Annotated in this window: 24 protein-coding genes; 5 read left to right on the top strand and 19 right to left on the bottom strand. The window is 60.6% G+C overall.

The features are described from left to right. Positions 1–201: 201 nt before the first annotated feature. From E0L37_RS00800 to E0L37_RS00755, 10 genes are read right to left on the bottom strand one after another with little or no spacing between them, the layout of a single operon-like run. Positions 202–465 (bottom strand): EexN family lipoprotein, encoded by a 264-nt coding sequence (locus tag E0L37_RS00800; RefSeq protein ID WP_081194644.1) that lies wholly within the window; start codon positions 463–465, stop codon positions 202–204. Beyond that, on the bottom strand, positions 462–1403 hold the full coding sequence (locus E0L37_RS00795; RefSeq protein ID WP_133489915.1) for a LysR family transcriptional regulator: 942 nt from the start codon (positions 1401–1403) through the stop codon (positions 462–464). The genes E0L37_RS00800 and E0L37_RS00795 overlap by 4 nt, the downstream gene beginning before the upstream one ends. A 14-nt stretch (positions 1404–1417) precedes the next feature. Beyond that, on the bottom strand, positions 1418–2689 hold the full coding sequence (gene glyA / locus E0L37_RS00790; protein WP_081194640.1) for a serine hydroxymethyltransferase: 1272 nt from the start codon (positions 2687–2689) through the stop codon (positions 1418–1420). Between the two features lie 24 nt (positions 2690–2713). Continuing rightward, positions 2714–3571 (bottom strand): tryptophan synthase subunit alpha, encoded by an 858-nt coding sequence (gene trpA, locus E0L37_RS00785; protein ID WP_081194638.1) that lies wholly within the window; start codon positions 3569–3571, stop codon positions 2714–2716. Continuing rightward, complete coding sequence (gene trpB, locus E0L37_RS00780) at positions 3568–4803, bottom strand: tryptophan synthase subunit beta (RefSeq protein WP_081194636.1); 1236 nt, start codon at positions 4801–4803, stop codon at positions 3568–3570. Before trpB ends, trpA begins: the two co-directional genes overlap by 4 nt. After that, a complete protein-coding gene (locus E0L37_RS00775) occupies positions 4800–6032 on the bottom strand; it encodes an aspartate aminotransferase family protein (RefSeq protein ID WP_081194634.1) in 1233 nt (410 codons plus the stop codon). The genes trpB and E0L37_RS00775 overlap by 4 nt, the downstream gene beginning before the upstream one ends. Next, positions 6008–6940 (bottom strand): pyridoxine/pyridoxal/pyridoxamine kinase, encoded by a 933-nt coding sequence (pdxK, locus tag E0L37_RS00770; protein ID WP_133489914.1) that lies wholly within the window; start codon positions 6938–6940, stop codon positions 6008–6010. Before pdxK ends, E0L37_RS00775 begins: the two co-directional genes overlap by 25 nt. Beyond that, a complete protein-coding gene (locus E0L37_RS00765; RefSeq protein WP_081194630.1) occupies positions 6937–7659 on the bottom strand; it encodes a glutamine amidotransferase in 723 nt (240 codons plus the stop codon). Before E0L37_RS00765 ends, pdxK begins: the two co-directional genes overlap by 4 nt. Continuing rightward, complete coding sequence (locus E0L37_RS00760; RefSeq protein WP_081194628.1) at positions 7656–8471, bottom strand: YggS family pyridoxal phosphate-dependent enzyme; 816 nt, start codon at positions 8469–8471, stop codon at positions 7656–7658. The genes E0L37_RS00765 and E0L37_RS00760 overlap by 4 nt, the downstream gene beginning before the upstream one ends. Further along, positions 8471–9712 (bottom strand): benzoate/H(+) symporter BenE family transporter, encoded by a 1242-nt coding sequence (locus E0L37_RS00755; RefSeq protein ID WP_081194626.1) that lies wholly within the window; start codon positions 9710–9712, stop codon positions 8471–8473. Before E0L37_RS00755 ends, E0L37_RS00760 begins: the two co-directional genes overlap by 1 nt. Before the next feature lie 107 nt (positions 9713–9819). Here E0L37_RS00755 and E0L37_RS00750 point away from each other — a divergent pair, with 107 nt between their 5' ends. Together E0L37_RS00750 and E0L37_RS00745 are read left to right on the top strand one after the other, a co-directional pair. Next, on the top strand, positions 9820–11316 hold the full coding sequence (locus E0L37_RS00750) for a PLP-dependent aminotransferase family protein (protein ID WP_081194624.1): 1497 nt from the start codon (positions 9820–9822) through the stop codon (positions 11314–11316). 30 nt (positions 11317–11346) lie between these two features. Next, positions 11347–12543, top strand: a complete 1197-nt coding sequence (locus E0L37_RS00745; protein WP_081194622.1) for an MFS transporter — start codon at positions 11347–11349, stop codon at positions 12541–12543. On the opposite strand, the gene E0L37_RS00740 is transcribed toward E0L37_RS00745, so the two are convergent. From E0L37_RS00740 to E0L37_RS00695, 9 genes are all read right to left on the bottom strand, one after another. Further along, positions 12540–14513 (bottom strand): relaxase/mobilization nuclease and DUF3363 domain-containing protein, encoded by a 1974-nt coding sequence (locus E0L37_RS00740; RefSeq protein ID WP_133489913.1) that lies wholly within the window; start codon positions 14511–14513, stop codon positions 12540–12542. The genes E0L37_RS00745 and E0L37_RS00740 overlap by 4 nt on opposite strands. Positions 14514–14937: 424 nt before the next feature. Further along, a complete protein-coding gene (locus E0L37_RS00730) occupies positions 14938–15537 on the bottom strand; it encodes a S26 family signal peptidase (RefSeq protein ID WP_133489911.1) in 600 nt (199 codons plus the stop codon). Next, positions 15534–16046 (bottom strand): DUF2840 domain-containing protein, encoded by a 513-nt coding sequence (locus tag E0L37_RS00725; protein WP_240687413.1) that lies wholly within the window; start codon positions 16044–16046, stop codon positions 15534–15536. The genes E0L37_RS00730 and E0L37_RS00725 overlap by 4 nt, the downstream gene beginning before the upstream one ends. Positions 16047–16063: 17 nt before the next feature. Next, a complete protein-coding gene (locus tag E0L37_RS00720) occupies positions 16064–16315 on the bottom strand; it encodes a chromosome partitioning protein ParB (RefSeq protein WP_133489909.1) in 252 nt (83 codons plus the stop codon). After that, positions 16312–16950 (bottom strand): ParA family partition ATPase, encoded by a 639-nt coding sequence (gene parA / locus E0L37_RS00715; protein WP_133489908.1) that lies wholly within the window; start codon positions 16948–16950, stop codon positions 16312–16314. Before parA ends, E0L37_RS00720 begins: the two co-directional genes overlap by 4 nt. Before the next feature lie 286 nt (positions 16951–17236). Then, positions 17237–18091 carry a replication initiator protein A gene (locus tag E0L37_RS00710; RefSeq protein ID WP_133489907.1) on the bottom strand — a complete coding sequence of 285 codons (855 nt, stop codon included), beginning with the start codon at positions 18089–18091 and terminating at the stop codon, positions 17237–17239. 26 nt (positions 18092–18117) lie between these two features. After that, a complete protein-coding gene (locus tag E0L37_RS00705; protein WP_133489906.1) occupies positions 18118–18402 on the bottom strand; it encodes an AlpA family transcriptional regulator in 285 nt (94 codons plus the stop codon). Between the two features lie 83 nt (positions 18403–18485). After that, on the bottom strand, positions 18486–19277 hold the full coding sequence (locus E0L37_RS00700) for a DUF2285 domain-containing protein (RefSeq protein ID WP_133489905.1): 792 nt from the start codon (positions 19275–19277) through the stop codon (positions 18486–18488). Positions 19278–19598: 321 nt separating this feature from the next. Continuing rightward, the gene (locus tag E0L37_RS00695) at positions 19599–19928 is read right to left on the bottom strand and encodes a DUF2958 domain-containing protein (RefSeq protein WP_133489904.1); all 330 of its coding nucleotides are present in this window, start codon (positions 19926–19928) and stop codon (positions 19599–19601) included. Between the two features lie 285 nt (positions 19929–20213). Here E0L37_RS00695 and E0L37_RS00690 point away from each other — a divergent pair, with 285 nt between their 5' ends. The 3 genes from E0L37_RS00690 to E0L37_RS00680 all read left to right on the top strand — a co-directional run bounded on the left by E0L37_RS00690 (position 20214) and on the right by E0L37_RS00680 (position 24175). Continuing rightward, complete coding sequence (locus E0L37_RS00690; RefSeq protein WP_133489903.1) at positions 20214–20504, top strand: helix-turn-helix domain-containing protein; 291 nt, start codon at positions 20214–20216, stop codon at positions 20502–20504. A 99-nt stretch (positions 20505–20603) separates the two neighbouring features. Next, entirely contained in the window at positions 20604–22508 is a 1905-nt protein-coding gene (locus E0L37_RS00685) for an ATP-dependent endonuclease (RefSeq protein ID WP_133489902.1), read from the top strand. Next, the gene (locus E0L37_RS00680) at positions 22505–24175 is read left to right on the top strand and encodes a UvrD-helicase domain-containing protein (RefSeq protein WP_133489901.1); all 1671 of its coding nucleotides are present in this window, start codon (positions 22505–22507) and stop codon (positions 24173–24175) included. The genes E0L37_RS00685 and E0L37_RS00680 overlap by 4 nt, the downstream gene beginning before the upstream one ends. Positions 24176–24196: the final 21 nt, after the last annotated feature.

The following is a 24196-nucleotide window of genomic DNA, read 5'->3' as shown; positions in this document are numbered from 1 at the left end:
CTTCGTTCAATGACGACACGAGAACGTGCCGCATAACGCGAGGATCAGTGCCAGGCCGGTGCCGGTCAAAGACTGTTATCGGAACCAAGATGATGCAAAAAACATCGTTTCATGCAGGGAAAGAGGCAGGAAAAACACCGCAAGCATGAGCGCATTGCGGCGTGTCAGTAAAAAAAGAACTATGTTGGTAAATATCGACTGTCAGAATCTGGGCGATTCCTCCGGCGGGGTGTAAGGCGTACTCCCGTCGCCAAAGAAGCGCTGGTTCGTAGCCTCGGCGACTCGGTTGCACAGCACATCGCCCAGCTGAGCGCGTTCCGTTTTGCACTGCTGTCGCAACTCCTTCAGCCGCTTGGGATCAGCAGCCAGTTCTTCCACAGTCAACACCTCGGCCTGTCGAGGCGATTCCGGTTGACCGCATCCGGCCAATGTCGCGACAAGTAATAATGGGACGATCTGCTTCATAGTTCGACTTCCTCCTGATCCGATTCGGGCGGTGGCACTAGCCTGCCGCCTTCAGGCGATTCGATAGCCTGTACCCGCTCAATGAACCGGACCAGTACTCCCGACGTCTCCGCTTCCCGATGCAGTAAATAAGTCGTCAGCATCGGCGAACGGCCCGCCAACGGCCGAGCGACCACACCAGGTTCGCGGCTGGAAGCGATGTGCGGCGCGCCCGCCAGGCCGAGAGCAAAGCCTGCCGATACCAGCGCCATCATCAGGTCGCAGGAGGCCACGCGCTCGGCGATCAAGGGTTCTTGCTCCGCACGCCGCAACACCCGCTCGACCTGGCGCGCATGGCCTTCGCATACCTTGGGATCGCATAGCACCGGTGGATAGCGCAGCACTTCGTCCAGCGGGATACGTTTGTGCTTGAGCAGCGGATGCCGCGCTGGAACAGCGACCATTAGCGGGTCGCTCCAGATCGGCTCGGCCGCGATACCATCTCCCACCTCGTCCGACTGTGCGAAACCCACGTCGTACAGGTCGTCATGCAATCCCTTGAGTTGCTGCGACAGAGGCACCTCAAACAATCGGATTTCGACCTCGGGTTCCTCCTGCCGGCAAAGCGCCAGCAAGGACGGCAGGCGTGAGGGTGTGATGCCATCGGACAGCGCGATGCGCAACTGGCCGTGAAAACCATTGGCCGCCGCATTCACACTGTCGCGGGCCTGTTCCAGCGCAGCGAAGACGCGCGGCACATGCTCCAAAAACAATTTACCGGCCCGCGTCAGCCGCGTACTGCGGCTGGTGCGGACGAACAACTGCTCGCCCAAGTCTTCTTCCAGTTCCTTGATGGTGCGCGACAGCGGCGACTGCTCGATGTGCAGCCGCTCGGCAGCGCGGGCGAAGTGAAGTTCTTCGGCCACGGCCAAGAAGCAGCGCAGATGCCGCAATTCCATATGCCAGTCGTCCGCTATTGGTACACGGGATGGCGGCGGCACAGGTCCACCACCTGTTTCCGCACCCCATCACGAACCGTGGTTAGCGCATGCCCCCCGGTCTCCAGCGCATCCAGCACGTCACACAGCCAACCCGCTAACTGTTCACACTCGGTCACGCCAAAGCCGCGCGTGGTCACGGCTGGTGTGCCGATACGCAGCCCCGAGGTGACGAAAGGTGAGCGCGGGTCGTTGGGCACCGAGTTCTTGTTTGCGGTGATATAGGCACCGGCCAGTGCCGCATCCGCATCCTTGCCGGTGTATGGCTTGGAAGACAGGTCGATCAACATCAGGTGGTTGTCGGTGCCGCCGGAGACGATTTCGTAGCCACGCCGTTGAAGCACTGCAGCCATCGCGCGGGCGTTGGTCACCACTTGTCGCTGGTAGGCCTTGAATTCGGGCTGCAGTGCTTCCTTGAAGGCCACCGCCTTGGCAGCAATGACATGCATCAGCGGGCCGCCCTGGATGCCGGGAAACACTGCAGAATTGAGCTTCTTGTAGAAGTCCTCATTCTGTCCTTTGGCCAGGATTATGCCACCGCGCGGGCCGCGCAGGGTTTTGTGCGTAGTGCTGGTCACCACATGAGCGTGTGGCAGTGGGTCCGGGTATTCGCCCACCGCCACCAGACCGGCGACGTGGGCCATGTCCACCCAGAAGATAGCGCCCGCTTTATCGGCGATGGCGCGCATGCGCGCCCAGTCTTTGTGGCGTGAATAGGCCGAGAAGCCACCGATGAGCATCCTGGGGCGGGTTTCCAACGCGATGCGTTCCATTTCGTCGTAGTCGATCAGTCCCGTCTCGGGATCAAGCCCGTAGGGCACAATTTTGTAGTGGCGACCGGAGAAATTGGACGGATTGCCGTGGGTCAGGTGGCCACCCTGAGCTAAATTCATGCCCATCACGGTATCGCCAGGGTTGGTCAGTGCCAGGAACACCGCCGCGTTGGCCTGAGCGCCAGCATGGGGCTGAACGTTGGCGTAGTCGCAGTCGAACAGCACCTTGACCCGTTCGATGGCCAGGCGCTCGGCCACGTCCACATGCTCGCATCCGCTGTAGTAGCGCTTGCCTGGATAGCCTTCGGCGTACTTGTTGGTGAACACCGAGTTCTGGATGGCCATCACCAGCGGGCTGGCGTAATTCTCGGAAGCGATCAGTTCGACGTGATCTTCCTGGCGGCGCTCTTCGTGCTGAACGGCTTCGGCCAGTTCGGGGTCGAAATCGGTGAGGGTCAGGGAGGTGTCATACATAGGGTTGGTCCTTTGTTCTGGAATTCAGGTTTTGGGATATTCGGGCTTGAAGGCGGGATCCGGCTTGGGCGTGTCCAGGTCCAGTTGATGGCGCACATCGCGGATCAAATCACTGGCCACCGCCAGCGCCTCGGCCGCCGGCTTGTCGGCCAGGCTTTCGATGAGCCAGGAGCCGATCACGACGGCATCGGCCACCTGGGCGACCTCCCTGGCCGTGCAGGCGTCGCGGATACCGAACCCGACGCCGACGGGAATACGCACATGGCGGCGAACGCGCGCCAGCGTGTCGCGCACCTGAGTCATGTCCAGCGTCTTGGTACCGGTGACGCCTTTGATGGAAACGCAATAGACGTAGCCGCTGGCGCGGTCGGTAACTTGTCGGATGCGCCGCTCGGTGGAGGTCGGCGCCAACAATAAAATCAGGTCGATGTCATGGCGGCGCAATTGCGTCGCCAGTTCCCCGGACACCTCGGGCGGGTAATCTACGACCAGCACGCCATCCACACCCGCACGGGCTGCGTCCTCAGCAAAGGAACCCGTCTGGCGCAGTAGATCGTAGCGTTCGATCGGGTTGGCATAGCCCATCAGCACCACCGGTGTTTTGGTGTCCGACTCGCGAAAGCGTCGCACCTGATCGAATACCTGCGGCAGGCCAATGCCTAGGCGCAGTGCATGTTCACTGGCGGCCTGAATGGTCGGACCATCAGCAGACGGGTCGGAGAATGGCACGCCGAGTTCGATGATGTCGGCGCCGGCTTCGGCCAGTACGTGCATCAGCGCCGGGGTGATGTCGACGCCGGGGTAGCCAGCGGTGACATAGGGGATCAGCGCCTTGCGCCCCTGCCGTCGCAGACGCTGGAAGGTCGTCTCAAGTCGGCTCATGACTGACCTCCCATGGCATCCGCCTGAGCCATCACTGTTTCCATGTCCTTGTCGCCCCGGCCGGACAGGTTGACCAGGATGGCTTGGTCACTGGGCAGCGTAGCCGCCAGCTTGATCGCATAGGCGACGGCGTGGCTGGCCTCCAGCGCGGGGATGATGCCCTCCACGCGACTGAGAAGATGGAAGGCACTCAGCGCCTCGTCGTCGGTGGCACCAACGTATTCGGCACGACCGATTTCGTGCAGCCAGGCGTGCTCTGGTCCAACGCCGGGATAGTCCAAGCCGGCGCTGATGCTGTGGGTTTCCCGCACTTGGCCGTTGTCGTCCTGAAGAATGAGTGAGCGGTTGCCGTGCAACACGCCGGGGCTGCCGCGCTGGATTGAGGCGGCATGCCGGTCGGTGTCCAGCCCCAGCCCAGCCGCCTCGACACCGATCAGACGCACGCCTTCGTGTTCGATGTACGGGTGGAAAATGCCGATGGCGTTGCTGCCGCCGCCGACACAAGCGATCACCACGTCTGGGTGCTGTTTGTCCAAGCCCAGGCGCTTGAGCAGAGTCGGCATCTGGATCAGACACTCCTTGCCGATTACGGTTTGGAAATCCCGCACCATCGTCGGGTACGGGTGCATACCGGCCACTGAGCCAATCAAGTAGAAGGTGTGATCGACGTTCGTGACCCAATCGCGGATCGCGTCGTTCATGGCGTCCTTCAGTGTGCATGAGCCGGAAGTCACCGGCACCACGGTCGCGCCCAGCAGCGCCATGCGCTGGACGTTGGGGCGCTGTCGCTCGATGTCCTCGCTGCCCATATAAACCACGCATTCCAGGCCGTAGCGGGCGCAGATCGTCGCGGTGGCAACACCGTGCTGGCCCGCGCCGGTCTCGGCGATGATGCGCCGCTTGCCCATGCGCCGCGCCAGCATGGCCTGACCGATCACATTGTTAATCTTGTGGGCGCCGGTGTGGTTGAGGTCTTCGCGCTTGAGGAAGATGCGCGCACCTCCCGTTTCCTCGTTGAGACGACGGGCGTAGTACACCGGTGAGGGACGGCCAACGTAATCGGCCAATTCCTCCTCGAACTCGGCAATGAAGGCGGGATCGTCACGGTAGCGCCGATAGGCCACATGCAGTTCCTCGACAGCTTGCGCCAACGTCTCGCTGATGAAGCTCCCACCAAAGCGACCGAACAAGCCTTCAAGGTTGGGTTGGTCGTAGACTGGCTTCTGCCTCATGTTGTCGACCCCTTCTGCACAGCCGCTTCAGTCGTGACAGCACCAATCATCACGCTTGACGACAACAAGCGAGTGACACGCACCACGATGTCGTCGATTTGCATCTCATCGCAAACCAGCGGCGGTAATAGCCGGATGACAGTGTCGCGGGTTACGGTGATGAGCAGCCTCTGCTCCTCCAGCGCCCGCCCGACCAGCTCTTTGCAATTCCTGTCCAGCTCAATCCCTGCCATTAGTCCCTGGCCGCGGATGGAGGTGACGTTCGGATGATCGCTTAGTGCCTTCTGCAAGCCAGCAAGCAGGCGAGCGCCCAGTGCGGCGGCGCGCTGCGGCAACTTGTCGCGGGCCATGATCTCGAGCACGGTACAGGCTACCCGACAAGCCAGTGGATTGCCGCCGAAGGTCGAGCCGTGCTGGCCGGGCGAGAACAGATCGGCCGCCGCGCCGCGTGCCAGGCAGGCGCCGATGGGAAAGCCGTTGCCCAGTGCCTTCGCCAACGTAATCACGTCCGGCGTGATACCCGCGTGCTGGTGCCCGAACCAGGTGCCGGTGCGGCCCATGCCGGCCTGAATCTCGTCGAGCATCAGCAGCCAGTCGTGCTTGTCGCAAAGGTCACGCAGTTCGCGTAGGTAGTCTGTACTGGCAACCCGGATACCGCCTTCACCCTGTACCGGCTCGATGAGCACGGCCACGATACCGGACTCATGGGTAGCTATGCGGCGAACCGCCTCAATATCGTTATAGGGCACCCGCAAGATGCCGGGCAGTAACGGCTCGAAGCCTTGCTGCTTAGTGGGGTTGCCGGAGGCGGAAAGCGTCGCGATGGTGCGGCCATGAAAGCCATTCTCCATCACAACAATTTTTGGCCCGGCTACCTGCTTGCGGTGACCGTGCAGTCTTGCCAGCTTGAGGGCAGCTTCGTTGGCTTCTGCGCCTGAATTGCAGAAAAAGGCCCTTTGCATGCCTGTCAGTGCACACAGGCGCTCGCCCAGGTGCTCCTGCCAGTCGATGCGGAAGACGTTGGAAGTGTGCAGCAGCATCTCAGCCTGCTCGGCGATGACCGTGGCGATTTCCGGATGGGCGTGGCCCAGGCTGGTGACCGCGACACCGGCGATGGCGTCCAGGTACTCCACGCCTTGTTCATCCCAGAGGCGCGCACCGCTGCCGCGTACGAAGGAAACGGGTTGGCGGGCATAAGCCCGCATCAGATGGGAAGTGGCTGTTTGCATGGGAAAATCCTGTAAGTGAATTTGCTGACGGACTCACGTGCCGTTGTTCTGCGGTCCTTGTGGCTGTCCGCCATAGGCAACAGCAGTTCGGCGCATTGCGCCTGTTGGGTATGACGCAGTGCGCGAACGACATGACGACACGCCTGCGTGGTGGCTTCCGACAGATCAGCGCCATTGAGCCAATGCCCAATCAAGGTGGCGCAGAACAGGTCGCCGGTGCCCTTGGGGGTCACCTCGATGCGTGGATGCACGATGACTTCGGCTTGCGTGCGGGTAACGAGCACCACCTGCATCTCGTCCCTTGCCCAGGTATCGGGTGCAGCACTGGTCACGGCGACCCATTGCGTACGTCCGGTCAGCAAGGTGCGGGCAGCGATGACCACGCTTTCAATATCGTTCACCGTCCGCCCGGTCAGGTGCGCCAGTTCAAAGCCGTTCGGCGTCAATCCATCGGCCAATGGCAACAAGTCTCGGCGGTAGGCATCGACCAGACAGGGATCGACATAGATGCCGTGGTCGTAATCGCCCATTACCGGGTCGATCACGATGCGTAGGTCGGCACGTTGTGTCAGCCGCGCCCGCGCCCAACGCGCGAGGGCATCAGCCTGTCGTGGGTTGCCCAGATAGCCGACCAGAACGGCACGCAAGGCACACAGGGCCCCGCGTGCCGACAAGTCCTGCAAATAGCCATCGAACCATTCGATGGGCAGCGCGCCGCCGTGCATCGTCGGGTAGTGCGGCGTGTTGCTGAATACCACGGTGGGAACTGCGGCCACCGAGAGCGCCAGAGCTTCCAGAGTCGGCACCGCGACGTTGTTGCCTACTCGGCCATAAACCACTTGTGATTGCACCGAAACCACATCCAGCGGAAGTGGTTGAGGTAGCGCAAATGAGGGGATGTCGGTCATGATGATGCCCCTCTTGGCGGGGCTGTCTCGATCCCGTCCAGCCAGGAAGCGAACGCCATCCGTGCCGCCAGCGGCAAATCGGATTGCAGGGCTCGTGCTTCGGCGCGCAGTGCGCGCGGGTCGACGCCGGCCGTCGCCAGTTCGCAGGCATGACCGACTAGCCAGCGTTCAATGCGGCGCGGGTCCGCCTCCAGATGGCATTGCAGCGCCAGCACATGGCTGTCAATGCTGAAAGCCTGGTTGGCGCAGATGGCCGTTCCCGCCAGCCGCGTGGCGCCGGCGGGAATGTCGAAGCGGTCGCCATGCCAGTGCAGTACCGGCACCTTGCCCAGCGCCGTCAGGGGTGACGCCTCACCCTCCTCGGTTAGCGTCAATGGCGCGAAGCCGATTTCCTTGACGCCCATGCTGGCTACACTGGCACCGAGCGCACGGGCGATCACCTGTGCGCCCAGGCAGATACCCAGCATCGGACGTCGGCTTTCCAGTCGCTGAAGAATCACTGCCAGTTCGTCGCCGATGAAGGGATAGATGGTGTCATCGAAGGCGCCGATCGGGCCGCCCAGCACCACTAGCAGATCGGCTGATGCCGTATCCACGGTGTGCAAATCGTCAATGGTGGCATCCAGATAGCGCACGGCATAACCACGTGTCACAAGCAGCGGCTCCAATGTGCCGAGGTCTTCAAAGTCCAGGTGGCGGATGGCAATGGCAGTTTTCATGGTTGTGATTTCTCTGTGCTGGGTTCGCCGGGCCAGTAGTGGCTGTCTGACAAAGGGCGGGCGCCGAAGATGGCCTGGCCAACACGCACCACGGTGGCGCCTTCCTCGATGGCGATCTCGAAGTCGCCGGACATGCCCATCGACAATTCATCCAGGCCGACTCCGGCGGGTGCGCTTTGCCGTAACCGGTCGCGCAGACTGCGCAGCAGCACGAAACACTGACGCACCCGTTCGGCTTCGCTGGAGAACAGCGCCAGTGTCATCAGTCCGCGCACCCGCAACGCCGTGAATGCCGGCAGCGCCTGAAGGAAAGCCGGTACATCCTCGGGTGCCAGGCCGTACTTGCTGGCCTCGCCGGAGGTGTTGACCTGCACGAAGACGTCGAGCGCGCGGCCTTCCAGTTGCAAGCGGCGTTCCAGCACCTCGGCCACGCGCAGGCTGTCCAGCGACTGGAACTCGCTGGCAAAACGCGCCACCAGCTTGGCCTTGTTAGTCTGTAGGTGGCCGATCACCGACCACTGAAGATCGGTCAGGTCCTGCATTGCCTCCCATTTGCGGAAGGCTTCCTGAGGCTTGTTCTCGCCCAGTATCCGGCAGCCCGCCGCATGGGCCAGACGCAGGCGGGCCTCGGGCTTAGTCTTGCTAACCGGCAGCAGCCGTACTTCTGCGGGGTCGCGCCCGGCACGGCGGCAGGCGGTGGCGATGCGGGTCCGCACGGCGGCCAGGTTGTGCCGGAAATCCTTGACCGTGGTGGCCTCGGGATAACGGCCATGCTGGTCGTGACGGGTCTGTGTGTCGGACGGCATGGACATCAGTTCACCCTCTTGTTGAATGACGTCGGCGCAACGGCGGATTCCTGTGCCCGCTGCGGCAGCCGACCATTAAGTACCGCATAGGCCGCCAGCCCGATCACAAGCCCCCAGAACGCCCCGCCAATGCCCAGCAAGGTGATGTTGGCCGCAGCCGCCAAGAAGGTGATCAGCGAGGCTTCTCGTGTCCTGGCATCGGCCATCGCGCCGGCGAGACTGCCGCCGATGGTGCCTAGCAGTGCCAAGCCCGCCAGGGTGGTGATGAACGTTGCAGGGAATGCCATGAAGACCGCGGCCAACGTTACCCCGAACACACCGACCAGAATGTAGAGCACGCCTGCGGCAATACCGGCGACCCAGCGCCTTGACGGGTCTTCATGTGCCTCGCGGCCGGTGCAGATGGCAGCCGTGATTGCAGCGATGTTGAAGGCATGAGAACCGAACGGAGCCATCAGCAGGGAGCCGAGCCCGGTAATCGTCACGATAGGGTTGGCACTGGTTTTGAAGCCATCGTTGCGCAGTACCAGCATGCCGGGCATGTACTGACCGGTCAGGGTAATCAGGAACAGAGGCAACGCCACACTCAACACAGCGTTGACCGAGAATGCGGGCATGGTGAAGGCAGGAGCGGCAAGCTCCAGGCTCACCCCCGATAGATCAACACGATCCAGAAGCAGCAGGAAGGCCAGTCCCATGACTAGGATGCCCACGATGGCATAGCGGGCCGAGAATCGCTTGAGCACCACATAGGCGACAATCAACAGTCCGGCCAGCAGCGGGTCAACGCTCATACCATCAAAAGCCCCAATGCCGAACTGGAGCAGGATGCCAGCCAGCAGCCCAGCTGCCACGCCCGGGGGAATCAGGCGGATGACACGCTCGAACCAACCCGACAGCCCAAGAACCACAAATGCTGCTGCCGAAATCAGGTAGGCACCCACCGCTTCGGCATAAGGCGTTGTCGCCAGCGCCGTGACCAGAAACGCTGCCGCTGGGGTGGACCACGCAGTGATGATCGGCTCTCGGGAAATCCAGCTCAGGATGATCCCTGTTACGCCCACGCCAATGGAAATAGACCACACCCACGAGGCCGTTAGCTCAGGGCTGAGACCTGCGACTTTGGCGGCCTGGAACACCAGGATGAACGTACCACCGTAGTTGACGATGACCGAGATCAGACCAGCCACGACAGGATGAATTAGATCGTTCCAGCGAATAGATGAAGGTGAAGGGACGGATGACATGGCCTGATGGTGACTCCTGAAAAATGGATAGACGGGTTGTGAAATGTATTTATAGCTTTAAAATGGATGGATAGTCCCTGCCAATTTTACGTAGAGGTACAGACCAATTGTTCAAGCATGCCCAACTTGAATCCGTCAAAGCCTGGATCGGCGACCCCGCGCATGGCGCTTTGCCGCTGCATGCGCGCGTGCAGCGGGCCATTCGTCAGTTGATCCTTGATGGTGCACTCGATGTGGGTAGACCACTGCCCGCGTCGCGCGCCCTGGCGAAGTCGCTGGGGGTTTCCCGCGATACGATCGAGTCGGCCTACAGCCAGTTGCATGCGGAAGGCTTCATCGAACGTCGTGTGGGCAGCGGCAGCTTCGTATCGGAGCGGGCGCAGCGTCTACCAGGGCGTGGCAAGGCACGGCGCACGAAAACGCAAAAGGAGACACCACGCCTCAGCCAGCGTGGTAGCGCCATGTTCCAGAGCGGCGGCGTGCGCGACTTTCTGATACCACGCGCCTTCGCGCCCGGCGTGCCGGAAACGCGCAGCTTTCCACTTCAGACCTGGGAGCGGTTGGAGCGACAGGTGTTGAGGGAGTACGGTACTCAGGCGCTGCTGCACAGCCCGCCACAGGGCATGGAGCCACTGCGGCGCGCCATCGCCAATTACGTCAATCTCGAACGAGGGGCACGCGCCACACCCGAGCGTGTACTGGTGCTGACCAGCTCTCAGCAAGCCATGATGCTGTGCGCCACCGTGCTGCTCGATGCTGGCGACCGAATCTTTATCGAAGATCCGGTGTATCACGGGGCACGCAAGGCGTTCGATGCCGCCGGGTTAGAGTGTGTGCCAGTGCCACTGGATGTCGACGGACTGCAAGTAGACCACTTGCTTGAGCCAACGAAGGCGCCCGATGAACCGGCCAAGGCGGTATTCCTGACGCCATCACACCAATTTCCCACCGGGGCGACGCTGGCGCTGGACCGGCGGCTGGCAGTAATCGAATGGGCCAGGCAACACCAGAGCTGGATCATCGAAGACGACTACGACAGCGAGTTTCACTACGCCGGCAAACCCACCGCCTGCGTGCAGGGGCTTGATCCACACGAGCGGACGATCTACATCGGCACCTTCACCAAATCATTGTTTCCTGGCCTGCGCATCGGCTACATGGTGTTGCCTCCACCACTGGTCGCGCCCATGACCGTGGCCCGCACCCTGCTGGACGGACACAGCGCACCGATCCCACAACTCACGCTGGCACGCTTCATCGAAGACGGCCACTTCGGCGCACATGTTCGGACCATGCGTGCCATCTATGCCAAACGGCGCGATGTGTTGGCGCAACTGGTAAAAAAATATCTGGCCGACTTTCTGGAACCGCGAGTGCCGGCCGGCGGCATGCAGATGCCTTGCGTGTTCATCCGTGACATCCCCGAACGTGAAGCTGTGGAATCTGCGCGTCGGGCAGGAATCGACCTATTGGGACTAACAGCCCTGCATGCGTCGAGCAGACACAGAGCCGGTTTCCTAATGGGGTTTGCCGCCCATGCTCCCCACGAACTGGAAACTGCTGTCAAGAAACTCACGAGCGTGCTGCGTGCGTTGTGTTGCTGATCCCTAGTAGGGGACTAACGAGGGACAAGAATGAAATCGTCACCCAACGGGTTATTGGTCCAAGTATCCATCGCCCACTTGGTCAGCCATCTGCACATCATGGCGGTACCCGCGCTCTTGCCGCTGCTGCCTGGCGCCATGCAGGTCGGCTTTGTCGAGCTGGGTATTGCCATCGGTCTGTTCAACATCATTTCGGCACTGGTACAGGCACCTCTCGGCTTTGTCGTGGACAGGCTGGGTGCGAGATGGGTGCTGATGGCCGCACTCCTGCTGGGTGCGGCCAGCTTCGGACTGGTCGCCGTGTTCCCAAATTACCCGTGCCTGCTCGCCGCCATGATCCTGGCTGGGCTGGCAAACGGAGTCTATCACCCGGCCGATTATTCGCTGCTGTCGCGCGGCATACCCGCGAACAGAATGGGCCGGGCGTTCTCGATCCATACTTTCGCTGGGTTCCTGGGCAGCGCTCTGGCACCTCCGGTCATGGTCGGTGTTGCACTGCTCGTGGCGCCGCGCTGGTCCTTTGCCGTCGCGGCTCTGGCCGGACTGATAGCGTGGAGCGTAATGGCCATCAGTTCGCCACTCCCAGAAGGGCAACCTGATGCTGATATCGCCGAACCGCGCAAGGCTAAGGCGCGCCCAATTACCACGCCGGTGATGACCCTGGCCGTCCTGACCCTGCTGTTCACCCTTCTCAGCTTGAGCACCGGTGCCATCGAGAAATTTTCAGTATCGGCGCTAGTCCAAGGATTTGATGTGACGCTACCGGCGGCTAACCTGGCACTAACAGTTTTCCTGTTCGCCAGCGCCTTCGGTGTGTTGGCCGGTGGTGTGCTGGCAGATCGTACCGACAAGCACGGTTATGTGGCGGCAGCTACCTTCGCGTTGGCGGCATTCATTGTGGTGTTGGTGATCAGGGTGCCGATGCCGCCCGTGGTCCTAGCTATAGCCCTTGGGGCAGCAGGTTTTATGACCGGCATGGTGGCACCTTCGCGCGACATGCTGGTCCGTGCCGCATCCCCGGCAGGCGCTGAAGGCAGAACATTCGGTATCGTCTCCACCGGCTTCAACGTGGGCGGCGTCATCGGCCCGCTCCTATTCGGCTTTCTGCTGGATCAAGGACTGGCCAGTGGCGTATTGTGGGCAGCCGTTGGCTTTATGGTTGCGACCACCACTATCGTATTGCTTCAGGAGAGACACCAGCGCATAAGGCCCGCAATAGCGGGCTAACCAATGGATGGCCCGCGTTGTCTGCCAATTTCCCAAGAGACTCCGCGACCTCGCATTGTCGCCGCGATCTGCTGCCCCAATCGCTGCTCGATCACTGGCTTCCAGGGTACGAGACTGAATCCCACACCGTCATCCAGCATCGCGAATCGCCCACTAGCGAGCATCACGCTATGCCGGTAGATGCCCGTCACGCTCTGTCCGTCGGCCACCGGGCGATGCTCCAGACCAGTTTCGGCGACAATGTCCTTGGCGGCTTGGGCCAGTTCTCTATTGCGCAGTGTCGCCAGTAGGTTACGTGCCAAGATCACGCGCTGCCCGCGTCGATGGGCCAGCCCCTGTTCTTCGAGGAAGTCGGCTCGTTCCTGCAACGCTTCCTTCACCTCTCCACCAAAGCCTATGTCACTGAATCCTCGACCACCGCCGATTAGTTGCTGGTCAAGCCAAGTAGCGCCGATCACGCGCGCCTGACGTTCGATGGGCAGGTGCGATTTCAGCTCCACCGCCACCCCGCCCAGGCGCTGAGTATCGTACTGACGCCCACGCTCAGGCAGGTCGCCCGGCACCTTCCATAGCCCCTCGGCCACGCGTTCCACAATGCCCACACGACGTAACGCTTCCAGGCGACGAACATGGGCTGCGACGATTTCTTGCGGGTCGCGCCCAACCTTGGTTCGGCCTTGTTCGATGACCAGGTGATGGTCTGTGCGGTAAAGGCCATCGCTTGCCAGTTCCGCGATGTTGCGGTCGGCCGCACGTAGTTCAGCAGAACCGCGCACTTCCACCACGGCCCCGGTGGGATAGTTCGTCAACTCGTCACGGGCGTTGAGTGAAATGTAATGGGCCTTGCCATCCACGCCGTCAATCACCAAATAACCCCGGTCGTGCAGTTCATCGGCGAGCCCTTTACCAGCCACACGCCCGATGACACTGCGCCCGCTCTCACCCGGTTCAAAGACAGTCAGTTCTCGTGAAAGGCCGCTCATGGACCTTTGCAGGGTGCGGATGATATCGCCACGTTCACCCAGGGCACGCAATGTCTTCTCAGCATCGGCGTGAATGTCCCAGGTACCGGGCTGTATCTCGTCCGCCAAGCCCAGGCGCTGCAAGTGTTGCAAGCGGCCAATGAGCAGTTGTCTCTGACGTTGCAACGTCGGGTCGATAAAGCGTTCGATCTGCACCCGGTAGTCATCGCCAGCCTCTCGCTGCAGCGTGCGATCCAGGCTCGTCCACCGCTCCTGTTCTACCTCGCGCCGCAAGGTCTGTTGGATCTCTAGTTCAGTGCGCCGCCCCAGCCATTCCGTCGCCAGTTCGGCGGCGCGATGGCGGATGCCATGGGCGATGTAGTCGCTGGCGATGATGAGGTCTTTGCCAGTGTCGTCACGCCCACGCACAACCAGGTGCGTGTGTGGGTTGTCAGTGTTCCAGTGATCCACTGCCACCCAATCCAGCTGCGTGCCCAGATCAGCTTCCATCCGGCTCATCAGGTGACGTGCGTAAGTGCGTAGATCGCCTAGCTCGGCTCCATCCTCGGGCGAGAGGATGAAACGGAAATGGTGCCGGTCGCCCTGACAGCGTTCCTTGAAAGCATCGAGATCGGCCTCGTCGATCTGCGGCCCATAGGCTCGGCCTGGCTCACCATTACGCCCCGCGCCGTCGCGCTCGATATAGCGCAGGTGCTTCTCCAGCGACTGCGGGCTGGCCCGGCGCTGATTGACCAACAGGGTTTTGATAGTGACACGGCGCGAGAACGGCGTCAGTGAGGAGCCCGTAAAGCGTGCGGCGGTATGGCCACGCCCCAAACGTGAGCCGGGCCGCTGGCCAGCGCTACCCGCCGATGTCTGACGGCGTGCCGAGGATTTGCCACCACTGGCTTTGCCTGTCTGCTTGAGCACTTTGGAAACAAAGCCCTGTCCCCGGTGCTTTGGCGCATTGGGACGGATACGAAAATCATCATCGTGGTGGTCACTCATGGCCGTGTCACTAGAAAGCTATGGCGTGTTCCGTCGTGTAAAGCACGCGGGCAGTTCAACATCAGTGCGGGTTTCGCGCTCGACGCGGCACCGTGGCAACGGCACGATGTGCCGCGCCACCCACACGTGCAGACTGACTTTGCGGACGGCCAGGTGCCGCCCCCTTTTGTCTTGCCTTCCGCCTTTGCCCTTCGCTGACGCTCAGAGCGGCGGCGGCCCGGCGGCGCTGCGCTGCTTGCAGCCAGCCCGCCAGCGAACACGCCAATGGCCGCAGGCCGGGCGCATTCGAGGCAAGACGCCTGCACATGAGAAGGCAGCGCGGATGCGCTCGCACTGCACGCGTGACGACACGCGGAAAACCACCGGCTCGGTACGCCCGATGGCTCCATAAGATGCACGGCAACGTGCAGCGAGTCAGGACCTATCATGGTCGGGCCTCCAGCCAGATGGGATGCGCGATGCCGATCACGGCGGATGCGCTGACCGGCCCGAAATATCGGCTATCGAACGACGCCGGGTTGGTTGTGCTCAAGAGGAAGAGTTCGCCAGGCCGAAGCTGCCGGCATTGCCGCCAGGTTGGCAGCGGACGGCCCATACGATCAGCAGGCAGTACAGTAGCCACCGGTACACCGTCGATACGTACCTGATCGGCGATAAGACATACGTGTTGCGGTGCGACTGCACCCACACGTTTCAGCAACGGAATGTGGGCCGGCAGGTAACCGCGCTGCGCGGCCAGCGCGGCGGCTTCTGGTGGCAATATGGTCAGGACGATGCTGCCTACTTCAAGCCGATGTGCCAGCGAGCCGGGCCGGTGTTGCAGCGGATCGAGGCGATACCAGCCCACCGACACGCTGTCGGACGGGTTGTAGATCAGTCGTGGCAGCGGCTGCACGAAAGACGCCCAGGCCAGCGCAGCAAGGCCGCAGAGGGACAAACCTACCAACACAATGCGAGCACGCAGGCGCGAGCGAGGATGAGGCGCGGCGTCAGGGCAGCGTGTCACACTGATATTGTCCGTCATGGCAACGCCCTCCCGGCCAGCCAGGCGGCGTGCCGCTCGGCAGAGTATTCGGGCAATGGCAAACGCGCAGCGAGCCGATTGGCGAGCGTACGCCAGTACGCGGGCGACGCCGTTGCCGGTGCAATACCCAGTGCCTCGATGGCATCAATGCGTTCCAGCACAGTGCGCACGATGGGGTCGCCTTCAGTGTGCAGCAGCAGGCGTGCTCCGGGCTGCACGCCAGGGATGCGCTGCATGGCATCCAGTGGCGGGCCAGCCTGCATCACCATGAGCTGCCAACGCACGGTGCCGTAGTCGTTGGCCTGCCAACGGATGCGGCAGAATATGGCACCAGGCAGGAACACCGCCACACGCCGCCAGCGATCGAATCGGATGACGCGTTCGGGTTCGCCGAAGCGCAGGTAGAGCTTGAAGCGCGATTCGATGTAGGCCAGCGAGACTTGCGTCAGTGGCAGGTTGTCTGCTTGATCGGGGAGCGTGGCTAGTGGTGGTGACAATGCAACCGGCATCGCCGAAGGCTGTGTGTTCATGATGGGGTCTCCGGGAACTCTCGTTCCAGCAAGGCGCGCAGTAACTCGGCCACGGTCACTCCCTGCGTGAAGGCCGAGACCTTGATGCGCGCCCGCATCGCGGGCGTGATGTCGAGGGTCAGGCGTGCGGTGTAGAGGTCGCCCTTGTTGAGAGCATCGGCGTCACCCTGGCGAATCCAGGCCTCCGCCTGTGGATTGGCGGGTGGGCGCGCACCGATGCCGACGCGTTTGCTGCGTGCCTTGCTCATAACGGCCACCGCAGCAGTTCATCCACCAGCGCCGTGATTTCACGTGCGGCGATGCTGTCCGGTGCTGTTTCGCGCGCCAGGCGGCCAGCGGCCACGCTGTCGGCAAAGACGATGCGTTGGCGTACCTCGGCGCGCAAAGCAGGCAGCGGTTGTTCCGCTAATGCCTGCCGGGCTTCACGCCCGATCACCGTGGTACTGACGCGTCGGTTGATGGCGAAAGCCGCCATGAGCTGCGGACGGAACACTTGAGCCTCACGAACCAGTGCCACCATCTCGGCACTGGCCCACAGATCGTAGGGGCTGGGCTGTACCGGGATCAGTACACGCTCAGCCGCCAACAGCGCGGAGCGCGCCAGAGCGGCGATCCTGGGTGGTCCGTCTATGACGACGTGATCGGCTCGCCTGGCGAGTTCAGGTGCCTCCTGATGCACCGTTTCACGGGCGAGCCCGACGGCACTGAACAACCTGGGCAAGCCTTGCTGGCTTCGGCGCTGCGTCCAGTCCAGCGATGAACCCTGCGGGTCAGCATCCAGCAGGATGACGTTCTGGCCACGTATCGCGAGTTCGCCGGCAATGTGCGTGGCCAGCGTGGTCTTGCCCACGCCGCCTTTCTGATTGAGCAAAGCGACGATCATGGCGTAGCCCTCCTTGCAGGAAAGCCACACCATGAACGGCCTGAAAAACGCATTGGCCGTTGCGGGTTGGCGGTTATCCACCGCATCAATAGCTGTTTATTATTATTGGTTAGATAAGTTTTTAAGTTAGATATTAAGTTAAGGACCGAAAAAAACCTTACCACCCATAACGTTAGGTTCAGTTTGCGCGCCTGATAGCACGATATCGGTGCGCCTGATAGCACGAGTCCTCGCGCGCCCGATAGCACGAGCCCATTCACAGCTTGTTCTGCTGCTATCCCCCGACTTATCCCCGTGCCGTTTGCGGCACGGGCCGGAAGGCAAGAATCTCCGGTTCGCCGGGCCAACGTTCGATGGATAATTCGTAACCGGGAAGTGACTGCTTTGCCACCAGAAGGCGCAGGTCGCGGGCAAAATCGCGCGGCTGCGCCAGGCTGCCGGACTTGCGATACAGGTAAGGGATATCGAACTGCCAACCGTTTGCCTGCCGACCGCCATGCTTGCGCACTAGCCGGTACAGCCAGCGCTCGATGCCGCCGGTGAGCCGGAAATACGTCGGGTCGATGGTGAGCACCAGGGCGGCATCGAGTACGCCCGCATAGAACCAGTCCGGCAGGATCAGCTCGATGCCCAGCGGCTTGCCGTTGGCATCGGCCAGTTCTTTCCACTCGTTGATCCAGGAAAATCGGTGCAGACGCCGCCCGGTGGTCTCGCGAATGGAGGTGGCCACCGTGGTCGATTGCAACCGGTCGAGAGCGGCCTTGAGGCGCTGGTAATCGCGCAGCGAGGTGCCGCGCCGGATGAAGCGCAAGATCTCGTAGGGCGTGGCCTGCATCCGGCGTGACGGCTGAATACCCGCATCGCGGGCTTCCACGATTTGGCTGGCAACCCAGATCAGGATGTCGGCGTCCCAGATGGTGGCGATGCCGTGTTCCTGGGTGCCTTCCACACGCAGAGTGATGTTGCAACTGCGGAAGTCGATCGGCGCGGTGCGCCGTGACTTGGCCAGCGAGAAGAAAGGATAAGCCATCAGGTCCTGGGCATCGCGTGGCGCCATGTCCTCGCCCGGCAGTGCGCGGAACAGGTCGAGCTGTTCCCGTTGCGCTGGCTGCTGCCGGGGCGGCAGCGATGGGCCGGGCATGACGATGGCCACCGGCTCGCCGCCGATCAGCGGCCATCACGGTAGTCACCCGCGTGGCGTTCGGCGTATTCGGGATCGGACGTGGCCTCGTAGCTGCGAGCATCGGCCCAGGCGTCGAGATCGGCTACGGCGTACATGACGCGGCGGCCGAACTTGCGAAACTTGGGGCCACCGCCAATCACGCGCTGTTTTTCCAGCGTGCGCGGTGACAGGCGCAGATATTCGGCGGCTTCGTCGTTGGTCAGGTAGCGTTGGGGCTGCGCGGGCGTATCAGTAGCGGCAACAGCAGGCCGCAAGGGAGCGGGTCGCATGGGAGGCACCTCCATCGGTTGAAAACGTCCGGCCACACAGCGCGACCGGATGGAGGCAGTCTCAAGCAACGCGAGATGCTTGCTCAGGGACGTTTTGCGGGCACCGCCGCACGTCCCTGTTCAACGAGTGGAAGCTGTGCCAGGCAGCGATAGCCGCCGTGCATCAGGCTATTGCCCCGGCGTACCAAGCGACGCACGCGGGCACGCAAGGCGCTGTCGGCGTGCCAGTCGTCCGCGACGACATCAGCACCGAACAGCCCTTCGGCCACCTCGCGCAAGGACGCACCGGCCAGGGTGGCGTCGAGCGCCTGCAAGGTGTGCAGTTCCAGCAAGTTCGACAGGGAGGGCCGCGGTCGTGTCAGCGCCACGGGGAGCATGCTGATGGCGGCAGCCAACTGATTCAGGGAGGCCGACAGCGCCTGACAACGTGCCAGGGAGGTGTCGCTGGCACGGACGGCGTAGACGTAAGCCATGCCGTCGGCCAAGTCCGGCGCCAACGCGAATCGCAGGCAACCACCCGCCCAGCGGCTTACCAACAGTAAACGCTGGCCATCGTGGATCAGGTACTTGTAACCCGGAAGGTGCCAAAGCGTGAAGGCTGCCGCGTCGGACGGTGGGTCGGCATCCGGGTAGAGTTGAAGCACGGCATCATGGTCGGGAAACCAGGCGGGGTGCGCGTCGCGCGCATCCAGGGCCGGGTTTTCCAGCAGGCGCAGTCCCCAGCGATGCCCCGCATCCGGTCGGCGACGACGCCAATCCTGGCGGTAGTCAGGGTGGCGGCGCAGGTATTCCCAAGCCAGCGCCGGACCATCCAGGTGCAGGACGTAAAGATAGGCCGCCGTCGGATACCAGGACGGGGCGCTGGGATCAGCCATGGCGCAACCTCCCTCGGCTCGAGGTACGTCGCCACGGCAGACAGGCGCGCTATGGAGCGATCATCGAAACGTCATGAGGGAAACGATAAACTGTCAGCGTCAAGACCGATTGGCTCCGGTGCGTTTCTGGTTTCGTCCGAATGCGACGACGGCTCGCCTCAAAATGGCGTGCCGTATTGGCCAGCCTGCCAAAAGCCGCGCCGGGCATCATGACTGTTTGGATCAGCTATGCACTTCATCGGTGCAAAGTCGCCCATCCAGACCGGTACGGTCTGGAGTCAGACCCAAAAAGACACGGTGGGCCGCCACTGGGGTGGTGGTTCAGTCGGTGATCGAACCGTTTTCCTCGGCCAACCACAGATATTCCGATAGCCGTCGTACCGGCTGGAAGTAGCGATCGCGCATCACGGGTTGTCCATGCGGCCCGACGAAGGACGCCAGATCGGAGAGTTTTACCGTTCCCAGCTCGGGCATTCCGATCCCCAGGTCGATCAGACCATGGGCCGTGTCGCCGTCGGCGGGATCGAGGGAGGCCAGCAGCCAGGTAGCGTGTGCATCCGGGGTGAATAAGCGTACGACTGGCACCGGGTCGGCGCCCTGATCGTTGGCAAGCAGTGCCACGCGCTCCGCGTCGGTGATGAGTGGCCTCATGACCGTCTATCCACCACGAAGGCAAAGAATCGCCGAACCGCATCCCCACTTGCGTGCAAACGCACCAAAACGGAACACCACGAACCCACGGAAACGTGGAAGCGTGAAAGCGCATTGGCATAAGTCAGGAAAGGCACGGATACGGTTCCCCAGATTGCACACTATCCGCAAAAGCGGATTTCCGTAAAGGCACGAAAATACAGAGCAACACCAAATGAACACTATAGATTGTAGCCCTATAGGGCGCAATAGGCTGTCATCTTGGTTTTTGAGGGGAAACCATTGGTGGCAGAACAGTACTCATTGGCGAAGGCATTGAAGGCCGTCAGAAAGGCGCGTGGCTTGAGCCAGGAAGCCTTCTCCGACGTGTCCAGCCGCACCTACCTGAGTACCCTGGAGCGCGACCTGAAAAGCCCAACCCTCAGTAAGTTGGCTGAGTTGTGTGAGGTGATGGAAGTTCACCCCTTGACGCTGCTGACGCTGGCCTATAGTGGCGACAATCCGCATAAGGTTGATCAACTTCTCCAGCAGATACAGCTCGAACTGCGTGAAATCATTAACGATGCAAAAAGTTAGCTTCAAACAGGCTAATGATGAGCCATAGCTTGGTTGTTGTCTGTAACTTAGTGATCGCTGTCGTAAAATGCCATATAAAACAGAGGAATAACGCGTCACATGAAATTACAGAGCATCCGGCTATTCAGCTTTCAGTCGTTCGGGCCGGAGCCCACTGAACTGCCCCTCAACGACATCACCTATCTGATCGGCCCGAACGGTTCAGGCAAGACGGCAGCACTTCAGGCGTTGTGCCGCTTGTTTGCCTTCGATCCCTCGCTACGGCGCATCCGGCGGTCAGACTTCCACGTTCCCTATGACGAAGAGGAAGCTCCTGAAGAGCGGCAGCTCTGGATCGAAGCCGACTTTATCTTTCCCGAACTTGAAGATGACGATGATGTCGCAACGATAGCTCCCCATTTCGGCCATATGCGGCTGGACTCCGCCGATGGTCCACCCCGTGTCCGATATCGCCTGGACGCCACGATGGGCGTGAATGGTGACATCGAGGAAACCCTGGTTCATGTATTGGATCTCGATGCCGATGGCTCTCCCCTCACGACAGCACAGGTTACGCGAGCGGAACGCAACCATGTGCAGGTTCATTACCTACCTGCACGACGAGATCCCGCTGATCACATCGCCTACAGCGCCAATGCTCTGCTTGGCCGTATGCTAAGAGCCGTAAACTGGGAGAATGAGCGAGAAGAAATCAAAGGCTTCACAGACAAAATCAGTGAAAGCCTCGCGGGCAATCCATCAATCGCAACTCTGAGCGAGAGCCTGCAGACAACCTGGGGCACCTTGCACAAAGGCAGCTTCTTCGCCGACCCCCAAATCACCTTCGTCGCATCCGAAATCGAAGCCTTATTACGGCACCTGTCCGTTTCATTCTCTCCTGGACATGACGAAGAATTGGTCGATTTTTCCAGGCTAAGTGATGGCCAGAAGTCCATGCTCTATCTGTCACTGGTGCTTTCGGCACAGTCAATCGGGCGTGCGGTCCTTGCCGGTGACGATGATACCTTCGACCCGGATAAGTTGCGTCCCCCGGTGTTTACGATCGTCGCCCTTGAAGAGCCTGAGAACAGTCTCTCACCTCACTATTTGGGAAGAATCGTGAATGCTCTGGTCACTATGACGAGTAACGAAGATGCCCAAGCTCTGATCGCCACCCATGCACCTTCCATGCTTCGGCGAGTCAATCCTAGGCACATACGCTACTTGCGGCTCACCAGCGAGCGAACTACCAAGACCACGCGCATTCGCTTACCGAAAAGAACCGATGAAGCCCACAAGTTTGTCCGCGAAGCCGTGCAGGCATATCCCGAAATTTATTTCTCCCGGCTGGTTATTCTTGGAGAAGGTGATAGCGAGGAAATCGTTCTGCCCCGCATCCTGCGTGCCAAAGGTATTCCAGTCGATGAGTCTGCTGTAACCGTGGCGCCTCTGGGCGGTCGCCATGTCAATCACTTCTGGCGCCTGCTCTCGGCTCTTGAAATCCCCTATCTCACTCTGCTCGACTTGGATGTCGCCCGGCATCAAGGGGGCTGGGGGCGGATCAAGTACGTCAACGATCAGTTAGGCGAATACGCTCCTGCCAAAAAGCTCCCACCGGACCATGGAATTCCCGCTTGGAACGATGCAAAAGAGAAGGTTCGTAGCTATCTCAACTACCTTGAAAAACTGGAGAATCGAGACGTTTTTTTCTCCTATCCACTGGACCTCGACTTCGCGATGTTACTCTCGTTTCCCGATGAGTACGGTGTCGAGTCTAATCCACCGAGTGAAACCACGGTCAAAGCCGTTCTCGGCGATAGCCATTTCGACGCAGCACAGTACGATGACGATGAACGCGCACTTTTCAAGACCTATCACAAGCGTTTCAAGCTAGGCAGCAAGCCAGCGGCCCACATTGATGCTCTGGCCCAGTTGAGTGACGAGGAACTTCGCGACGACATGCCTGAATCACTGGCGCGACTGGCGGATGCGGTAATCGCCAAGCTGGAGGAATTGCCTGAATGATCGCCGCAGGTGATTGGCGGCCAGCGGACGGGCTTACGCTTGAGCCAAATGCCTTGCGTGCCGCACGGGAAACTGAGCGCTGTCTTGCGCTGACAGCCGGGCCGGGAGCAGGCAAAACAGAAATGCTTGCACAGCGTGCCGATTTTCTGTTGCGCACAGGAACCTGCCGTTACCCGAAACGAATACTGGCCATCTCGTTTAAGGTTGATGCCTGCAAAAACCTGAAGGAGCGCGTGCAACGCCGTTGTGGTTTCGACTTGGCAGCACGTTTCGACAGTTACACCTTCCATGCTTTCGCAAAGAGGATTATTGATCGTTTCCGGCCAGTGCTGACCGGACGGGATGCCCTCGACGTCGACTACCAAATCGGCGACCGAAGAGTGACACGACGACAGATCGAATTCAGTGACCTTGTGCCCCTCGCCATACAGATCCTCAGCACATCCGTTGCGGCCCGCAACGCTGTCCGTCAGACCTACAGCGATGTCTTTCTGGACGAATTCCAGGATTGCACCGACCAGCAATACGCACTGGTGAAGCTTGCGTTCCAGAACACTGCTATCCGTCTGACGGCAGTCGGCGACACCAAGCAAAAGATCATGGGATGGGCAGGTGCGCTTGATGGCATATTCCAAACCTTCGCAGCGGACTTTGTTGCTGAACCACTTAATATGTATCGCAACTTCCGTTCTAAGCCTCGTCTGCTGCGTATGCAGAACGAGATCATTAAGGTGATGGACTCCACCTCCGTAATGCCTGATGAACAACTCGCCGGTGAGGAGGGCCAGATATTCGCGTGGCAATTTCCAAATAGTCAAGAGGAAGCCGAACATCTGGCGGACTCAATCGACACATGGATCAACCATGAGCAACTTCCACCTTCAGAAATCGCGATCCTGGTTGTCCGGCAACCTGACCTCTATGGTGACCACCTAATCCAAGCGTTGGAGCAGCGGCGCATCCCCTTTCGCAATGAGCAACAACTCCAAGATATCTCTGTCGAACCGGCCGCGAGGCTTATCGTCGATTATCTGTCCATTCTCTATGGGCAGCGAGAACCCAAAGCCTGGATTCGATTGATGGCACAACTCATCCCTTTCGCCGACGATGATGTACAGTCCAGCGTGCGAAGAGATTTTCAGAACTTTATTGCTGATCAGAGGAAAAGTGCCGTACAGAGCGCACTATTAGGTGAACCATTCGCGGACTGGTGGGATTTTGTTCGCGCCTTCCTAAGCAAAGTGGGCATCGAGACTCTGTCTGCACTGTCCCATGATTACGAGTCAAAAGCGAGACTAGTGCAAGTCGTCAACGACACCAAGACCCGCGTAGATGAACTATTAAAGTCGGAACCCAATTTGCCCAAGGCACTGGAGCGTTTTTCCGACGATCAAGCTGTGCGTATTTTGACTATCCACAAGAGCAAGGGACTCGAATTTGATACGGTTGTCATTCTCGCTGTTGAAGATCAGTCTTTCTGGGGAGATGAAGATGCGGAACGTTGTGCTTTTTTTGTCGGCATTTCCCGGGCTAAGCAACGGCTGATGTTGACCGTCAGTGATCGCCGAGACACCCCACCATCCAATCCTCGCAGGTGGAAGGAAAACAGAACGCCGCACTCGGAGTTTTTAGGCTATGCCATGCCTTTTCTCAACCCTGATCGGTAGTCTCACAATACTACAGAGTAC

The organism is Alcanivorax sp. 24 (assembly GCF_004360225.1).
Taxonomy (GTDB): Bacteria; Pseudomonadota; Gammaproteobacteria; order Pseudomonadales; family Alcanivoracaceae; genus Alloalcanivorax; species Alloalcanivorax xiamenensis.
Note: the sequence above shows the minus strand (reverse complement) of the source record. Positions and strands in the feature narration are given on the sequence as shown.

Excerpts from the sequence above, each read along its gene's own strand:
- E0L37_RS00800 (WP_081194644.1), bottom strand. The coding sequence starts at position 465 with ATGAAGCAGATCGTCCCATTATTACTTGTCGCGACATTGGCCGGATGC.
- E0L37_RS00795 (WP_133489915.1), bottom strand. The coding sequence starts at position 1,403 with ATGGAATTGCGGCATCTGCGCTGCTTCTTGGCCGTGGCCGAAGAACTT.
- glyA (WP_081194640.1), bottom strand. The coding sequence starts at position 2,689 with ATGTATGACACCTCCCTGACCCTCACCGATTTCGACCCCGAACTGGCC.
- trpA (WP_081194638.1), bottom strand. The coding sequence starts at position 3,571 with ATGAGCCGACTTGAGACGACCTTCCAGCGTCTGCGACGGCAGGGGCGC.
- trpB (WP_081194636.1), bottom strand. The coding sequence starts at position 4,803 with ATGAGGCAGAAGCCAGTCTACGACCAACCCAACCTTGAAGGCTTGTTC.
- E0L37_RS00775 (WP_081194634.1), bottom strand. The coding sequence starts at position 6,032 with ATGCAAACAGCCACTTCCCATCTGATGCGGGCTTATGCCCGCCAACCC.
- pdxK (WP_133489914.1), bottom strand. The coding sequence starts at position 6,940 with ATGACCGACATCCCCTCATTTGCGCTACCTCAACCACTTCCGCTGGAT.
- E0L37_RS00765 (WP_081194630.1), bottom strand. The coding sequence starts at position 7,659 with ATGAAAACTGCCATTGCCATCCGCCACCTGGACTTTGAAGACCTCGGC.
- E0L37_RS00760 (WP_081194628.1), bottom strand. The coding sequence starts at position 8,471 with ATGTCCATGCCGTCCGACACACAGACCCGTCACGACCAGCATGGCCGT.
- E0L37_RS00755 (WP_081194626.1), bottom strand. The coding sequence starts at position 9,712 with ATGTCATCCGTCCCTTCACCTTCATCTATTCGCTGGAACGATCTAATT.
- E0L37_RS00745 (WP_081194622.1), top strand. The coding sequence starts at position 11,347 with ATGAAATCGTCACCCAACGGGTTATTGGTCCAAGTATCCATCGCCCAC.
- E0L37_RS00740 (WP_133489913.1), bottom strand. The coding sequence starts at position 14,513 with ATGAGTGACCACCACGATGATGATTTTCGTATCCGTCCCAATGCGCCA.
- E0L37_RS00730 (WP_133489911.1), bottom strand. The coding sequence starts at position 15,537 with ATGACGGACAATATCAGTGTGACACGCTGCCCTGACGCCGCGCCTCAT.
- E0L37_RS00725 (WP_240687413.1), bottom strand. The coding sequence starts at position 16,046 with ATGCCGGTTGCATTGTCACCACCACTAGCCACGCTCCCCGATCAAGCA.
- E0L37_RS00720 (WP_133489909.1), bottom strand. The coding sequence starts at position 16,315 with ATGAGCAAGGCACGCAGCAAACGCGTCGGCATCGGTGCGCGCCCACCC.
- parA (WP_133489908.1), bottom strand. The coding sequence starts at position 16,950 with ATGATCGTCGCTTTGCTCAATCAGAAAGGCGGCGTGGGCAAGACCACG.
- E0L37_RS00710 (WP_133489907.1), bottom strand. The coding sequence starts at position 18,091 with ATGCCCGGCCCATCGCTGCCGCCCCGGCAGCAGCCAGCGCAACGGGAA.
- E0L37_RS00705 (WP_133489906.1), bottom strand. The coding sequence starts at position 18,402 with ATGCGACCCGCTCCCTTGCGGCCTGCTGTTGCCGCTACTGATACGCCC.
- E0L37_RS00700 (WP_133489905.1), bottom strand. The coding sequence starts at position 19,277 with ATGGCTGATCCCAGCGCCCCGTCCTGGTATCCGACGGCGGCCTATCTT.
- E0L37_RS00695 (WP_133489904.1), bottom strand. The coding sequence starts at position 19,928 with ATGAGGCCACTCATCACCGACGCGGAGCGCGTGGCACTGCTTGCCAAC.
- E0L37_RS00685 (WP_133489902.1), top strand. The coding sequence starts at position 20,604 with ATGAAATTACAGAGCATCCGGCTATTCAGCTTTCAGTCGTTCGGGCCG.
- E0L37_RS00680 (WP_133489901.1), top strand. The coding sequence starts at position 22,505 with ATGATCGCCGCAGGTGATTGGCGGCCAGCGGACGGGCTTACGCTTGAG.